Source organism: Paenibacillus sp. GCM10027626, from assembly GCF_042676285.1.
Classification (GTDB): Bacteria; Bacillota; Bacilli; order Paenibacillales; family Paenibacillaceae; genus Paenibacillus_Z.
This window is the reverse complement of sequence record NZ_JBHTHC010000010.1, coordinates 157,860-173,218: the sequence shown is the minus strand read 5'-3', so window position 1 is coordinate 173,218 and position 15,359 is coordinate 157,860. Positions and strand designations below refer to the sequence as shown.

The 15,359-nt window shown below is 49.7% G+C and carries 11 protein-coding genes; 8 read left to right on the top strand and 3 right to left on the bottom strand.

Translation table 11 applies throughout. From position 1 onward, the window contains the following. Positions 1–90 precede the first annotated feature (90 nt). From ACFQ0N_RS20475 to ACFQ0N_RS20455, 5 genes are all read left to right on the top strand, one after another. Positions 91–1,803, top strand: coding sequence for an extracellular solute-binding protein (locus tag ACFQ0N_RS20475; protein WP_379329599.1), 1,713 nt, complete (start codon positions 91–93; stop codon positions 1,801–1,803). A 74-nt stretch (positions 1,804–1,877) separates the two neighbouring features. Further along, positions 1,878–2,780, top strand: a complete 903-nt coding sequence (locus ACFQ0N_RS20470) for an ABC transporter permease (protein ID WP_379329597.1) — start codon at positions 1,878–1,880, stop codon at positions 2,778–2,780. A gap of 13 nt (positions 2,781–2,793) precedes the next feature. Continuing rightward, entirely contained in the window at positions 2,794–3,675 is an 882-nt protein-coding gene (locus ACFQ0N_RS20465) for a carbohydrate ABC transporter permease (RefSeq protein WP_379329595.1), read from the top strand. A 93-nt stretch (positions 3,676–3,768) separates the two neighbouring features. Further along, on the top strand, positions 3,769–6,237 hold the full coding sequence (locus ACFQ0N_RS20460; RefSeq protein WP_379329593.1) for a glycosyl hydrolase family 28-related protein: 2,469 nt from the start codon (positions 3,769–3,771) through the stop codon (positions 6,235–6,237). Positions 6,238–6,269: 32 nt separating this feature from the next. Continuing rightward, entirely contained in the window at positions 6,270–7,115 is an 846-nt protein-coding gene (locus ACFQ0N_RS20455) for a glycoside hydrolase family 43 protein (protein WP_379329591.1), read from the top strand. Between the two features lie 106 nt (positions 7,116–7,221). Here the strand turns inward: ACFQ0N_RS20455 and ACFQ0N_RS20450 are convergent, their stop codons facing one another. Then, positions 7,222–7,950: a cupin domain-containing protein gene (locus ACFQ0N_RS20450; protein WP_379329589.1), complete on the bottom strand. Its 729-nt coding sequence runs from the start codon at positions 7,948–7,950 to the stop codon at positions 7,222–7,224. 307 nt (positions 7,951–8,257) lie between these two features. Here ACFQ0N_RS20450 and ACFQ0N_RS20445 point away from each other — a divergent pair, with 307 nt between their 5' ends. The 3 genes from ACFQ0N_RS20445 (at position 8,258) to ACFQ0N_RS20435 (ending at position 13,350) form a co-directional block, all read left to right on the top strand. After that, entirely contained in the window at positions 8,258–9,337 is a 1,080-nt protein-coding gene (locus ACFQ0N_RS20445; protein WP_379329587.1) for an ankyrin repeat domain-containing protein, read from the top strand. Positions 9,338–9,533: 196 nt separating this feature from the next. Continuing rightward, positions 9,534–11,132, top strand: coding sequence for a stalk domain-containing protein (locus tag ACFQ0N_RS20440; RefSeq protein ID WP_379329585.1), 1,599 nt, complete (start codon positions 9,534–9,536; stop codon positions 11,130–11,132). A gap of 178 nt (positions 11,133–11,310) precedes the next feature. Next, on the top strand, positions 11,311–13,350 hold the full coding sequence (locus ACFQ0N_RS20435) for a hypothetical protein (RefSeq protein ID WP_379329583.1): 2,040 nt from the start codon (positions 11,311–11,313) through the stop codon (positions 13,348–13,350). Between the two features lie 270 nt (positions 13,351–13,620). Here the strand turns inward: ACFQ0N_RS20435 and ACFQ0N_RS20430 are convergent, their stop codons facing one another. Both ACFQ0N_RS20430 and ACFQ0N_RS20425 read right to left on the bottom strand, forming a co-directional pair. Then, on the bottom strand, positions 13,621–14,460 hold the full coding sequence (locus ACFQ0N_RS20430) for a carbohydrate ABC transporter permease (RefSeq protein WP_379329581.1): 840 nt from the start codon (positions 14,458–14,460) through the stop codon (positions 13,621–13,623). Next, complete coding sequence (locus tag ACFQ0N_RS20425) at positions 14,447–15,325, bottom strand: carbohydrate ABC transporter permease (RefSeq protein ID WP_379329579.1); 879 nt, start codon at positions 15,323–15,325, stop codon at positions 14,447–14,449. The genes ACFQ0N_RS20430 and ACFQ0N_RS20425 overlap by 14 nt, the downstream gene beginning before the upstream one ends. Positions 15,326–15,359: the final 34 nt, after the last annotated feature.

Below are 15,359 nucleotides of genomic sequence, written 5' to 3'. Positions count from 1 at the left end.
AACAAAGTAAAAAGAGTCTCCTTACGAAGTTATACCTCAATCAGTTACCATTACATCAGGGCCCAGATTACGAACATGGAGTGAGGATATATGAAGAGGGGAAACAGAACAGCGTTTATCGCCTTGCTATGCGGCTTGACAGTCGCTCTTAGTGCATGCAGCGGAGGAAATAGCGGCGGAGCTGACAGCGGAACGAAGCCGGAAAAGGATAAGGGAACGAATACTGCACAAGAAGGCGGTTCCGGAACAGAGACGACAGATGGAGCCGCAAAATATGATCCGCCAATTGAAATCGCTTTGGTTGGCGGCACCGACGATTCGACTGAAGGCGTGCTGGCCAAGCTGGAAGGCGAAACCTTCGAAAATAACCGCTGGAGCAAGCTGTATGAAGACAAGCTGGGCATTCGCTTCAAATACGACTGGATTGCCAAAGGTCCGGAACAGTTCAAACAAAAAATGAATGTCTCGCTGGCCTCCGGAGATGTGCCGGACTTTATCCAGGTGGATGCGACTGAGCTGAAGCAGCTGCAGGAAGCGGATCTTATTATGGATGTTAGCGAGCTCTATGAGAAGTATGCTTCTCCGTTAACGAAGGAAGTACTGAAGCAGGATGGCGACGCACCGTTCAGCGCTGCAACAATTGACGGGAAGCTGATGGCGGTTCCGAACATTCGCTCCTCGACGGATATGGCGCAATTTGTATGGGTGCGCACCGACTGGCTGCAAAAGCTGAACCTGCCGGAGCCGAAAACGATGCAGGATGTGCTGGCGATTGCGGAAGCGTTTGCGACGCAGGACCCGGACGGCAACAATAAGGCGGACACGGTCGGCCTGCTGCTGCAGAAGGATCTGTTCGGCGGCTTTGCCGGACTGGAGGGCTTCTTCAACGGCTATCATGCTTATCCGACGATTTGGGTAGAGGATGAAAACGGCAAGCTGGTGCACGGCAGCACGCGTCCTGAGGCGAAGACGGCACTGGCCGAGCTGCAGCAAATGTTCAAAAAAGGCTTGTTCGACAAGGAGTTCGGCGTCAAGGATGCAGGCAAAACGGCCGAGGCCGCTTCGTCTGGGAAGGCGGGACTGTCCTTCGGTCAACAGTGGCTGAGCGCCTGGCCGTTCCAATCCAATCATGACAACGATCCGAATGCGGTGTGGAAGGGTTATCCGCTGATGTCGATCGACGACAAGCCGGCGCGTCCGGAAATCAGCCTGGGGACGTATCAATACTGGGCGATCCGCAAAGACGTGGAGCATCCGGAAGCGTTGCTGAAAATGTTCAATCTGTACATCGAAACGAACTGGGGCGAGACAGCCGCGTTTGACAAATATTATTTGCCGGGCGACGCTGAAGGCACCTGGAAGCTGTCTCCGGTAACGCCTGAGCCGCCAAATAAAAACTTGGCTTCTTATTTGTCCATTGCCGATGCGCTGAAAAATAAAAAAACAGCAGAGCTTACCGGTGAAGCAAAAACGATATATAACAATATTGAGAAATATGAGCAGGGCGATGAGAAGCTTTGGTCGTGGGAAGCAGGCTACGGCCTGGATGGCGTCTATAGTGTGATGAAGGATTACGCTGACACAGACCGCTTCATGATGAATAAGTTTGTCGGTGCGCCGACACCGACGGCAGTCGAGAAAAGTGTGACGCTGTCGAAGCTGACGACGGAGACGTTTACCCGGATTATTTTGGGAGAGCTGCCGGTCGACGCATTCGACAAATTTGTGGAGGACTGGAATAAGCTTGGCGGGGAGAAAATCACGCAAGAAGTCAACGAATGGTATGAAGCAAATAAGAAATAAACGGCTTCAACAATTAAGGGGCGGGATGTCGGGGTCCCTCCCCGCTTTACGTGTAAGAATGGAGGAGTTGCGTGATGTTTACACCCAAGTTTATGCGAAATTTGCCGCTCCATCTCATGATACTGCCGGGATTGCTGCTCATTCTTGTTTTTTCGTACATTCCAATGGCTGGCTTATACATCGCATTTCAAAAATTTATTCCCGCCAAAGGCTTCTTTGGTGACCAGAAGTGGATCGGGCTGGACAATTTTCGCTACCTGCTGGATTTGCCGGGCGTATTCGGCGTGCTGTGGAATACGATTTTTATAGCAGGCATGAAGATGGCGGCTGGCATTATTGTGCCGATTACGGTTGCTCTTCTGCTTAATGAGCTGCGGCATACGTTGATTAAACGAAGTGTACAAACCTTAATTTATTTGCCGCATTTTTTATCCTGGATCATTCTGGGCGGTGTGCTGATCGATATTTTGTCGCCGGCCTCGGGGCTGGTCAATCAGTTTTTGGGACTGTTCGGTGTCAAGCCGATCTTTTTCCTGGGCAGCAATGACTGGTTTCCGTACACGATGGTCATTTCCGATGTATGGAAGGAATTCGGCTTTGCGACGATTGTTTATTTGGCGGCGCTGACCGGCATCGACCAGCAGCAATATGAAGCGGCCATTATTGACGGCGCGGGCCGCTGGAAGCAGACCTGGCATGTAACTCTACCCGGCATGCGGATGATTATTGTATTGATGGCTGTGCTCAGCCTCGGCAATGTGCTGAATGCCGGCTTCGATCAAATTGTAAATTTGTACAGTGCGCAAGTGTACGCAAGCGGTGATATAATCGATACGCTCGTGTACAGACTGGGACTGCAGCAAGCGCAGTATGGCGTTGCTACTGCGGTGGGCCTGTTTAAGTCTATCGTCTCCTTCCTGTTTATCTCGGTTGCTTATTTCGCGGCGTACAAACTGGCGGATTACCGCATTTTTTAGGAGGGATTGACAGATGGTTGGACAGACGGCAGGAGCCAAATGGTTTGCACGGATCAATGCGCTATTTTTGATCGGGTTGGCGCTCTTATGTGTAGCTCCGCTCATTCATATTGCAGCTGTGTCCTTTAGCTCCAGCTCGGCGGTAATGGCGGGGTGGGTTAAATTTTGGCCGGTAGAGTTCACTTTACAATCGTATAAATTCGTCTTGACGCGCGGGGAAATATGGAGCTCCATGGGAGTTACGGTGCAGCGCGTAATACTGGGAAGCGCCCTTAACCTGTTAATTACGTTATTGGTTGCCTATCCCCTTTCCAAGGAATCGACATTGTTCAAGGCGCGAACGAGCTATGCGTGGATCTTCTTTTTCACGATGCTGTTTTCCGGCGGGCTGATTCCATGGTATATGGTCATTCGGCAAGCAGGCTTGCTGGATTCAATCTGGGCGCTTGTGCTGCCCGGAGCGGTGCCGGTGTTCAACATCGTGCTGCTGCTCAATTTCTTTCGGCAGCTGCCCAAAGAGATGGAAGAAGCGGCTTTTATGGATGGAGCGGGTCATTGGACGATACTGTGGCGCATATTCGTGCCCGTCTCCATGCCAGCGATGGCCACGATTACGCTGTTTGCGCTTGTATGGCATTGGAACAGCTGGTTCGACGGCCTGATTCTAATGAACCGCCCCGAGCATTATCCGCTGCAAAGCTATTTGCAGACGGTTATTATGCAGCGCGATATGACATTTATCCAGCATTTGACGCGAGCAGAGCTGATGACCGTATCTGATCGGACGATCAAAGCGGCACAAATTTTAATTGCGACTTTGCCGATTGTGCTGATTTACCCGTTCTTGCAAAAGTTTTTTGTGAAGGGAATCGTCATCGGCAGCGTGAAAGGTTAATTTCATCATTAGCAGTCCCTCTCATTCCATTAACTGCTGCAATGCAGCTGCTTGAGAGGGACAGCTCCATCATTGTAATCAGGAGGAGAAGCAATGCGAAAATTCACAGTTCGTTTCATGGTGCTGGCTTTGGCAGGGATATTAATCGGGGGTTCCGGGGCCAGCTATGGAGCAGAAGCACAATTATCGAAGGTGAAGACGGCATTATCTGCAACTTTAGCATCTAATGCTGCAGCTACGGCAGAGTTGGTTAGTGAAGGGTTTGAGGCTGGTAATCTGCAGCAGTCTATTTTCACGCTGGGGGCGCCCTATGGCAGTCTTACACAATCGGCAGGCGAGGTGTTAACAGGCAATTATTCCGTAAAAGGTTCAAGTGCGCATGCTGCTGACCAGCAGTGGGCGGAATTTTTGAAGATTGATGCAGGCAAGCTGAAGCTGACACCGGGCCAGGAGTATACGATCAGTTTTAAATACCGGATAATTGAGCCGGCTCCGGCGAATGAGTTTTTTTATTTGTATGGCAAGCTGGCAGGCAGCAATGAAGCGGTTGGCTTTAATTTTGGCAATTCGGGTGATTTGCTATGGTGGACGGAGCAGCTGAATTCAGATCGCTTGGAAATTACCGGAGAGCACGATGTTAAGCAGGCGCGCATGAGCTTTAAGGCTTCGGGCAGCGGCGATTATGCATGGATATTTGGCATTCATAACGGCGGCACGATCATTGTAGATGATGTGTTGCTTGAAGAGGGAGCATTTGAGCCGGCAGTGAAGCTGCCGGAATCGTCTGAGACGGAAGGTTTTGAAAGCGGTGGCATAGAGAAGACCGTATGGAAGCTCGGGGCCGGCGGAACAGTGACGAAACAGGCGGCAGAGCGAATTAACGGGCAATATGCGGTGAAAGGAACAGCGAGCGCGAAAGAGGAATGGCGCGAATTTTTGTTCAATGATCCTGACAAGCTGAAGCTTGCCGCCGATACGATATACACCGTAACCTTCAAATACAAGGTCATGCAACCGGCACCAGGAAATCAGTTCTTCTACGTATACGCCAGCTCTGCCGCCGATGGCAAATCGTCGGGCATTAATTTTGGCAGCGGCAATAAGGTGTTGTGGCGCAGTGATAATGTGGCAGCTGACAATGTACAAATTATCGATCGGGACGGCTTCAAAATGGCCCGGATGACGTTTCGGACCGGATCGGCTGCTGATACCAAGCTCGTCTGGGGAATCCGCAAGGGCGGCACTATCGTCATTGATGATGTATCCCTTGTGAAAGGGAATGTGGCAATTACCTCGGCTGAGCAAAACCGGCAAGGTTATATCAATGTTGTCGACTTCGGAGCTGTACCGAATGACAATATGGACGATACTGAGGCATTCAAGCGGGCGATAGCAACAGGAAAGAGCATCTATGTGCCGGCAGGCACCTATCATGTAAATGAAACGCTGCAAATTCAGAATCAAAATCTGATTGGATCGGGCATGTTTGTCAGTACGATCGTGTCCCGTGCAAAAAATGTTAAAGCACCCATTATAAAAGCGGGACGTACAACTTCGATTTCTGACCTCAATTTGCAGTTTGATAGCAGCTTGATTACCGATCAGGAAGGCGAAGGGGAGCGAGTAGCGATTTACACAGGGCAGCAATGGTCCTTGCAGCGCGGCTCGACGATTCGCAATGTTCGAATTGAAAATGTAGGTACGGCAATTTACTGCCCGGACGGTCAAGGGGCAGAGTCCTTCTCTGTAACTTATGATACACTTGAGATTGAGAATTACTCGTACCGCGGCTTTGACTTCCGCTCGAAGCTGCGTACAGGAAATGTCTACCGGAATATTTATATCCTCTCTAATCGTCCGAATGTTGATATCCCGTTTGCGTTAACGGGTGAGGAAAGTGAAGCCGTAATTGACCAGCTCAATGTGGAGCATTCGAAGGTGAATACAGCCATTCACTTGGAAGGTGTATACGGACTGTCAGCCTCAACTATCCATATTGAAGGCGTAACTTTGCGGAAACCTGATACGGGCTATATTACCTTCAATAACAGTGCCGGTTCGATCGGCAGCTTGTCCGTTTACTTCTCACCGATCGAACAACAAGGTGTAAGTATCGTACGTCTGGGCGACAGCCTTTATAAGAGCGGTATCGACAGCTTCCAGCCTGAGAATGCCGGTTACTTGCGAATCGGGACGTTGAATGTCAAAGGCTTGAATGATCCGAATGTCCAGCTTCATGGGGCCAAAAGCGGCGGTTTGAACAGGCCGGATGCAGCAGGCTTTGTCTTCTTCGATCGTCCTGCCAATGCTAGAGGGGACTTTGCTTTACAGCTTGATCACTATATGTGGTACACATTCCAGAACGACAAAGATGTTTATGAGCAGCTTCCTGCAGATCCGCACAACAAAATTGCGCTGCAAAAGCTGGGCGTGCTGCCGTTGTCCGGACCAACCGCCAAACGACCGACAAATCGCATGATCGCTTATGTGACCACATATTATGATACGGATTTGATGAAGCTTTTGATCTGGGATGGAACCTCCTGGAGGACGATACAGTAGGGAAAAGATGACAGGATAGGAGAGAGAAGCGAATGCGTTTAGCAGATATTCATATTCGCGATCCGTTCGTACTGGTAGAGGAGAAATGCAAAACGTATTATATGTACGGTACGATTGGCAAAACCGCGTGGGAAGGACGACCGGAAGGCTTTCATGCTTTTGTAAGCCATGACCTGGAGCAGTGGGACGGACCGTTCAATGTGTTTCAGCCTGCTCCTGATTTTTGGTCGGATCATCATTATTGGGCACCTGAAGTTCATGAGTATAAAGGACGCTATTACATGTTTGCCAGCTTTAAAGCAGACGGTGTCGCTCGCGCTACGCAAATATTGGCGGCGGATCATCCGCTGGGCCCATTCGAGCCGCATGGAGAGGAGCCTATTACACCGACAGGCTGGGAATGCCTGGACGGCACACTGTATGTAGAGTCTAATGAGCAAGGGGATCGCCCTTGGATCGTCTTTTGCCGGGAGTGGCTCGAGGTGAAGGATGGGCAAATATGGGCAATGCCGCTGTCCGCTGATTTGCGGGAGGCGGCTGGCGATCCGCTGCTGCTGTTTTCCGCTTCTGAAGCAGCTTGGGTGCGCCCGGCAAGGGAGAAGGATGAGTTCGTAACCGACGGGCCCTTCCTCTATCGCGACGAAGCGGGGCGTTTGCTGATGCTGTGGTCAAGTGCAGGTGCACAGGGCTATGCGATGGGACGCGCTTGCTCGGCAAGCGGTACGATAGAAGGACCGTGGGTGCAGGAGGAGCAGCCGATGTTCGCCAGCGATGGCGGACATGGCATGATTTTCCGCTCTTTAACTGGCATGAATTATGTTTCCTTGCATGCTCCAAATGTACATCCGAATGAGAGACCGATATTTATCGCCATTTAATCTTGCTAAACAAAACCGTCTCCAGCTTGTGGTTAGCTGAGAGACGGTTTTGATTTAGGCGGACCTGAGCGATTCCGGATGGACCCGACGAGGACGGCCAACGGATTTAAAAGCCTCTGAAAGGCCAATAGTAATTTATATTTCCGATAATGGGAGGTCTCTTCGGATATGAGAAGGAATAATCTCTGTTGCTTCTATAAGGCGACAGGTTCGGATATGCGTAAGGTGAAGCGACATCCGCTTCCGGTGCAGCAGGCTCAACAGCTGCGGCGGGAGCTGTATACTCCCGAGAGGCACTATGCTTGCAGCCGCTAGGCGGGCCGATTACAACAGTGGATGTAATTGGCGCGAGCGTTTCCTTTACCATAGCCTCGTCAAGACAGTACGTGTGAGCCAATATACTAGCCGGTGTCAGGCGCAGCATGTCGGATGCCGCGATAAATTCTGGAACCTGAGCGTCAAAGATGGCGAGTAAATGGGTATCATCAGCGGTAGCGATTTCGTAATGCCACCATCCTTGAGGAACGTTGGCGACCTGTCCGGGCGTGATCGGAAAGTTCAGCAGTTCTTTTGTAAAAGGATTAATAATGGAGACGGTAGCCGCTCCGGAGATGCAGTAAACGAGCTCAGAAGCATTTTGGTGAATATGCGGTTCGATGACGTTGCCGATGCTTAAGTAGATATCCAGCAATGAGTAATTGCCCAGAGTGTTCAGCTGATTGACGGAAAGCGAGTTGATGTAATTGCGGTTGTCCTTTTTGAAAAACGGGTTATGACTCAAATCATATGAAAATTGTACGGATGGCGAGGTAAAGTCCATATAGGAGACTGACAAATGCATTCCTTCCCTTCGATGTTGATTGGGCATATTCCTATCTGCAGCATATGAAATTAGTCCAGTGAAGGTTCGGAAATAATTGATAATGATTCTCATCATCCGTATAATGAGGGCATCACATACTTTTCAGGAGGAGGGGCATGTAAGTGTGCTGCCTGCGGCGAGTAGCAGGCTTATTAAATTAGTGCTCGGAGCCTCCCGATCAATACGAATGTAACGAGGACTAGTCGCAAAGACAGGCTGGAATTGCCGGCCCCTTTATGTCATTCTGTTAAGAAGGACAGTTAGACGCGGAGGGGTTTAAATGATCAAGCTGAAGGACATCGGGAGGTTTGAGGAACTTCCGGAAATTGCAATGCATATCTACACTGGAGATATTCCGGCTTTGCAGGCTGCTATTGCAGGAGGCTGGGATATTGAAGCGGACATTGCGTTAAGCAAAAATATTTCGTTAAGCCCGCTTGATTTGGCGCTTATAGCAGAGCGGCTGGAGGTTGTAAAGCTGCTGGTCGAGCATGGCGTCGATTTGAATGCCCCGAACAATCCGGCCTTTCTCGTAGCAGTGCGCTATTGCAAGGAACCGATCGTTCGCTATGTTGCAGCGCATGGCGCCAGGCTGGACGGATACAATCAGGTCCGTTCAGGCGCTTATTCCCAGGCCTATTACGGCAATAAAAGCAATATCCCGCTCATTCATGAGCTGGGATTGGATATTAAGCTCTATGGCGGAGCTGTACTGCGCCAGGCTGTATCCGACCATAATATGAAGCTGACCGCCTATTTACTCGATCAAGGCGCTGATATTAATTACAACGAAGCAAATATGGTTTATCCGTATCAGGCGACGCCGCTAACCGTAGCAGCCCGTATGGGATTCATGGCCATGGTCAAATATTTGGTTGAGCGCGGCGCAGACGTTACGAAAGCGGAAAAGGGCGGAGAGCGGCCGTATTCGATAGCGGTAAGCGGGAAGCATACCGAGATGGCTGCCTATTTGAAATCGTTGGAGCCGCCGCAATTTCACGATCTGGCCAACAGACAGCTCGAGCTGCAGAAATATAAATTAAGCGAGGAACTGATTAGCTTTCTGAGCGGAGACGAGCTGCGTCTTAAACTGCCGGCTAATGATTATGAGATCAATCATATCGATTTTTTCACTCTGACCGATACGATCGAGATGAAGGCAGGCCGGCAAAAGCTGCTGCGCCTGTCAGCCGTGATCGATAATTACTCCCATTTGCATCTTGTGTGGAATCCGAAGAAAAAAGGGGCGATCGGCTGCTATGACGAGGAGCACAAAGAGTATGCGGATATGTGCAGCTTTTCGGAGTTTCTTGCCCAGCCCGAGCTATACCTCATCCGTTTCATAGAGGGCGAGTTGTAAACTCAAGCCCCCGTTTCCCCTGCAGGCTTTGCTTGTTGTCAGGGATACGGGGGCTTGTTGCGTCTCCCGATAAATCTATTTTCCAGCACTTCCCATTCTATTACTTTTGTACTATAATCATAGATTAAAGGGAGGGCATTATAAGTCTAGCAGCATAATCGCGGTATAGAAAAGAGCATAAAGGAGATTGTTTGGATTGCGCAAATATTTGGTAACGGTATGTTTTTTAGCGGTTTTTCTTGTTTTTTCGACAACGGTATCGGCAGCAGAATCGTTTTACAAAGTTTATGTGGACGGCAACCTGGCTACTTCCAGCGCGCTAACGAAGAATGGTTCAACGATCGTGCCATTCCGCAGCATCCTCTCTAAGCTTAATTTCAATGTCAAGTACAATGCAGCTAAACAGTCCATCGAGGCGTACAACAGCGATGTAACTATTAAATTAAACATCGGCTCGAAACGCGCTATTATGAATGGAGCGGTAGTACAGCTACCTGTAGCTCCGCAGGTAATAGGCGGCAGCACTTATATTCCGTTGCGTTTTATTAGCGAGTCGATGAATTATCGCATTGAGCTGGATAAAGCGGCGCAAACGATTTATATTGACTCCAGGCTTGTATCAAAGCAAGATACGCAGACGCCGCCGGCTACTACGGAGCTTCCAGGAACTTCGGCGCCTCCGGTTTCAGCTTCTCAGGATGAGACGGAGACGCAAACACCGTCGTCGGCCGAATTGACCACTAAAAAAATTACCGAGATGAACGACGGCAAAGTATTCGTGGTCTTGACCGATGAAATGCAAGGCAGCGCAGTCAGTCTTGGACAAGGCTTGTTTCTTACGAACTATCATGTAGTGGAAGAGGCGAAGTCGGCTGAAATCGTAGATATTAAAGGGAAAAAGTATGCACTCGCCGGTTTGGTGGATTACGATAAAAAGAAGGATCTGGCAATCGTAAAAACGAAGACGAAGATGTCTGGACTGGCAGCAGTTGCAATCGGTGACCCCGGCAAACTTGCTAAAGGAGAGCGGGTTGTTGCCATCGGCACTCCGCTTGGCCAGCAAAATACAGTATCTGAAGGCGTGATCAGCAATCTGATCACCAAAGACGGCGTTCGTCTACTGCAAATCAGCGTGCCGATTGATCATGGCAGCTCGGGCGGCGGTTTGTTCAATACACAAGGCGAATTGGTCGGCATTACGACATCCGGCATTGAATCGCAGGCTAATTTGAATTTCGCTGTGTCGGTCAGCGAGGCGGCAGCGATGATCGGCAAGGTGGCCAATCGTGATTTCGCGGATATAAGCACTACGTCCTTCCCGGGAGCCGCACAGACGTCCAAGCCGCAACCTAAGCCGTCAACCCCGCCGGCCAAAAATACAAATGGCCCACAAATGGTGCTTGATGCATTGAACGGCGCGGTCGGATATATTCCGACTGTAGAAGGCGACATTTATTTAAGCGATTGGGAGCTTATTCCCGGAGATGCGCAATACAAGCCGTTAATTTATACTTTGGTGGATAAGAGAAATTACATGACTTATCTGGAGGGCTATCCGTCCAACCGGTCGATTGTGAAGGAATGGGCCGAAATGATTGGCGAAGTGACGAGCAAAAATGTGCCCGGTGAAGCGATTAATATCGCCGTATTTTTTGAAGATGTATTTACTTCCTATCCAAGCTCATTTGAGGCGTCCGAAATCACCAAGGTGAAGGGCGGCTATGAGGTATCGCATATTTTCATTTCGGTCAGAATCGATGCCAAAGGTAAAGTGACGACAATTATTACGGATTAATATCCGCGCTGCACTCAGCAGACATAGGAACCCGCTCATGGAAACGTCCAGGAGAAGGGTTCTTATTTTTTTGAGAAACAATTGATTGTTGACAATAATACAATCCTTGAACTATGATGACTGTACGGTGAGCATACCGAATATAGTTCAATTCATTGTTGAGAGGGATGTTCTGTATATGAAGAATTCAGATGCCTTTGATCCGATCGTGCCGTTTTTGTTTTTCCAGCATAAGTATGCGGAGATGATTGAAGCGATCCGGCTGCTGCATCGCGAAGCGGGTTTGCGGCGGTTTATTTTGATCTTTCCTTACTCGAACGGGGAAGCGAAGGGGGAAAGGGGACTTGACGCATTCGAGCGATTCGGCGATTTGCTCTCCAAGGTGAGAGCGGAGCTCGCTGCTGATGAAATCGAGATCGGCTGGTGGTGTGCGCCGACGATGTCGATTGCGCCGTTGCTTGCATCGGGGGAACAGCCGCAGCGAATGATCGGCATCGATGGCGAAGCCTCATACGCGGCAAATTGTCCGCTCGATGAACGATTTGCCAGCTCGCTGGCTCTGTTTATGCAGACTGTTGTGCGGCGCGGGGCACCGCCATATATTTTTCTGGAGGATGATTACCGGATGAGCCATCAGGGAGCGGTCAAGGTAGGCTGCTTCTGTCCTGCGCATATGGAACTGTTCGCCGAGCGGATTGGCCGGCAAATTACACGAGAAGAGCTGGCCGTTATCTTTCGCACCGAGAGCGCCCAAGCTGTACAGTATCGCAAAGAATGGGCTGCTATGATGAAGGACACACTGATCGGTTTGGCCAGCCGTCTGCGGCGCGTAGTGGATGAGGTGGCGCCATCGACCCGTTTGGCTCTTTGTCAGCCAGGCGCAAGCGATCTTGACGGGGACATTACGGAAGCGGTTGCCAAAGCGCTTGCCGGCGGCAACAGGCCGCTGGTACGGTTATTTGGCAGCGATTACAGCAGCGACCGCGCTGACCGTCTGGCCGATATAACCTTTCATATGCTGCATTCCAAGCAGACGCTGCCAGGCGACTTTGAGCTGATTCATGAAACAGATCCCTTCCCGCATTCGCGTTTCTTCTTCTCGGCAACGAAATTGCGCGCACTCCTGTCATTAGCTCTGTTTTATGGCCTGGAGGGCTCCCTGTCCTATGTTACCCAATATACGGACGGGCCGACAGAGGATGACGGGTATTATCGGATGGTAGGCAGCAGCCGATCATATTTCGCCGAGCTGCGCCGTTCGGTTGCCGGATACACGCTGGCAGGCCCGCGCGTCCTGTACCGTCCGCTGGCACATGTGCATACGCCATTTGTCGGCACCGGCGTTGCGAATTCAGTGGAACCGGCCTGGGCGTCCGTGCTTGGAAAGCTGGGCATCCCGTATACAGCTGCTTCCGGGTCGGATGTCGTACTCGTCAGCGGTACAGAAATGCGCGATTTGGCGGATGAGGAGATGGCCGCATTATTCCGCGGCGGCGTGCTGCTTGATGGAACGGCGGCAGCGATTGCTTGCCAGCGGGGCTTTGGCGAAGCGCTCGGCTTGAAAGCTGTACCGTTCGAGCCCGCTGATAGTGAGCGGATTTTTAGCGAGCATATGACGCCATTGAATGACTGGATGGAGCATACAGAAGGAACAGGGATGTACGTGTTCAATTTGGCGCTTGCTGTGCAGCAAGCAAGCTTGTACCTTTTGGAAGCAGTGGATGATAAAGCTCAAGTATTATCCGAATTCCGGGATGATCTCGGTGAAAGAGTGGCAGCTGCGTCCATTTTATTCGAAAACAGATTTGGAGGCCGGGTTGCTGTACTTGCTTATGATTTGCAGCAAAATCTGTCGGCCTCCATATTTAATTACAAGCGCAGGGCGCAGCTCAGAGGACTGATCGAATGGTTAGGGCGCAACCCTTTGCCGGTCTATGCGGCTAAAGCGCCGAATATTATGCTCACTGCGCAAGTGAATCCTGTATCAGGGGATATGCTGGCAGCTGTCTATAATATGAGCCTTGACCCGCTTGAGGAGGTTCAATTGGTAGTCGACAAACGAAGAGACAAGCCGGTTATCTCTTATTTGCGGCATGATGGGCAATGGGAGCAACTCCCGGATATAGAGAAGCACGAACAGGATGGCAAGGTGGGGCTGCATATCCGCAAAACCTGCCTGACGCTGCAGCCGCTTATTTTGCACTTTACAGATCATTGACGTCATGTCTCTGACGAGGCGGCCGATTTAATTAGGGAGGCGAGCTTTGGTTTCCAAATCGCCTAAGACCTTGAGGCATGCGGACATACGATCCGTTATTTGTACGAAAGCCGGCTCATTCGGAGGCTTCGTGGACACACGATCCGTTATTTGCTGGTTTTGCCAGGTTTTCGCGGTGTTTTGAGGCAAATAAAGGATCTACGGTCCGCGAGTCGGCCGCATTAGCTGTTTTGTTCACAGATAACGGATCCACGGTCCGCGTGCCAAAGATTATTTTACTGCACCGGCCGTCAAGCTGCTAATAAAATATTTTTGCAAAAATAGAAACAGCAAGATGAGCGGCATGCTGGACACAATGGATGCAGCCATCATATCGTTCCATTCGATTTTATAGAAACCGTTCAACTGGGCAATTCCGACAGGGAGCGTTTTCATATTTTCGGACGTTGTCAAGATAAACGCGAACATATACTCATTCCAGCCTACCAAAAAGGCATAGATCGCTGTGGCCGACAATCCCGGCAGAGATAAAGGAAGAATGATTTGCACGAAAGTTCGCAATCTGCTGCAGCCGTCTATCATCGCAGCGCTATCAAGTTCTTTGGGGATGCTCTGGAAATAGCCCATCATCATCCAGGTGCAAAATGGAATTGTAAACGAAATATACACGACGATCAAGCCGAAGTGGGTATCGATCAAACCGAATGTTTTTAAAACTTTGTAAAAAGGGATCAAAAGCATGATGGAAGGGAACATTTGCGTCATTAATAAAAATGTGAGAAAAGAACCTTTGCCGCGAAAGTGAAAACGAGAAGTTCCGTATCCGGCAAGCGCGGAAAAAAACAATGATATAACGGTAGCTACGATGACAATGTACACGCTGTTTACGAAATAATTTCCGAAAGGGTAGTCCTTCCAAATTTTCACAAACGAGTTCAGCGTTATCGTATCCGGTATCCACGTTAAAGGTGGCGATACAACGGACTCCGACGGTTTAAGGGACGTGGAAACCATCCAAAGGGCTGGGATCAGCACGATCAACGACGATACGATCAATATAATGTAACTGCACAGGTTAAGGATCAGCCTTTTACTTCTAGTCGTTATCATTGTTGAGCATCCTCCTGTAAACGTAGCCTATTAGAGAGCAGACAAGCAGGACAATAACCGCCATTGCCGCAGCATGACCGAATTCGAAATATTCGAATGCCGATTTGTAAATATCGATACTGACGATATTTGTTTCGTTGGCCGGTCCTCCCTGCGTCAAGAGCCAAATCATGGTGAAATGCTTGAACCACCAAACCGTATCCAATATTAGAGATACGAGTAAAACAGGAAGCAGGCAGGGGAGTGTGATGTATCGAAAGGTTTGTATTTTGGTACATCCGTCAATGGTAGACGCTTCATAGAGGTCTTCTGGGATCGTTTGCAGACCGGCCAGCACCATAAGCATCAGCATCGGGAACCCCTTCCAAATACAGACGATAACTACAGCCCAGAAAGCGACAGACAAATGACTCAGCCAGGAAACGGGGGCCGAAATCAAATGGAGTTTGAACAAGTAATGATTGATCAGCCCGTACATCGGATTAAAAAGCCATTTCCACAGTAAGCCGACAACGACCTCGGGAAATAACCAGGGCAGAATAAGAATCGCCCGGAATAACGTTTGCCCGGGGAGCTTTCTGTTTAATAAAATGGCCAATCCCAACCCGATAATGAAATGCCCTCCGACCGTCAAAACCGTAAATTTCAACGTAAGGAATATACGATTTAAAAATCCCCAATCGCCAAAAATGTCCAAATAGTGCCTGAACCCGACAAAATCCCATTGATTAATCAAATTCGTGTTAAAAAAACCGATGTATACCCCATAGAGCAGAGGGTAGGTGACCAGTAACATTAAAGTAATGACCGAGGGCAAAATAAACATATAGCCGCTAAATGGCGTTTTCCCGAACAACTGCTTCATTCATTGCACCCCTAGTATGGCTTGGAGGGGACTT

What these genes read in the sequence shown, in the direction of transcription:
- ACFQ0N_RS20430 (WP_379329581.1), bottom strand. Translation starts at nt 14,460, where the DNA reads ATGATAACGACTAGAAGTAAAAGGCTGATCCTTAACCTGTGCAGTTAC.
- ACFQ0N_RS20435 (WP_379329583.1), top strand. Translation starts at nt 11,311, where the DNA reads ATGAAGAATTCAGATGCCTTTGATCCGATCGTGCCGTTTTTGTTTTTC.
- ACFQ0N_RS20445 (WP_379329587.1), top strand. Translation starts at nt 8,258, where the DNA reads ATGATCAAGCTGAAGGACATCGGGAGGTTTGAGGAACTTCCGGAAATT.
- ACFQ0N_RS20425 (WP_379329579.1), bottom strand. Translation starts at nt 15,325, where the DNA reads ATGAAGCAGTTGTTCGGGAAAACGCCATTTAGCGGCTATATGTTTATT.
- ACFQ0N_RS20455 (WP_379329591.1), top strand. Translation starts at nt 6,270, where the DNA reads ATGCGTTTAGCAGATATTCATATTCGCGATCCGTTCGTACTGGTAGAG.
- ACFQ0N_RS20470 (WP_379329597.1), top strand. Translation starts at nt 1,878, where the DNA reads ATGTTTACACCCAAGTTTATGCGAAATTTGCCGCTCCATCTCATGATA.
- ACFQ0N_RS20460 (WP_379329593.1), top strand. Translation starts at nt 3,769, where the DNA reads ATGCGAAAATTCACAGTTCGTTTCATGGTGCTGGCTTTGGCAGGGATA.
- ACFQ0N_RS20475 (WP_379329599.1), top strand. Translation starts at nt 91, where the DNA reads ATGAAGAGGGGAAACAGAACAGCGTTTATCGCCTTGCTATGCGGCTTG.
- ACFQ0N_RS20465 (WP_379329595.1), top strand. Translation starts at nt 2,794, where the DNA reads ATGGTTGGACAGACGGCAGGAGCCAAATGGTTTGCACGGATCAATGCG.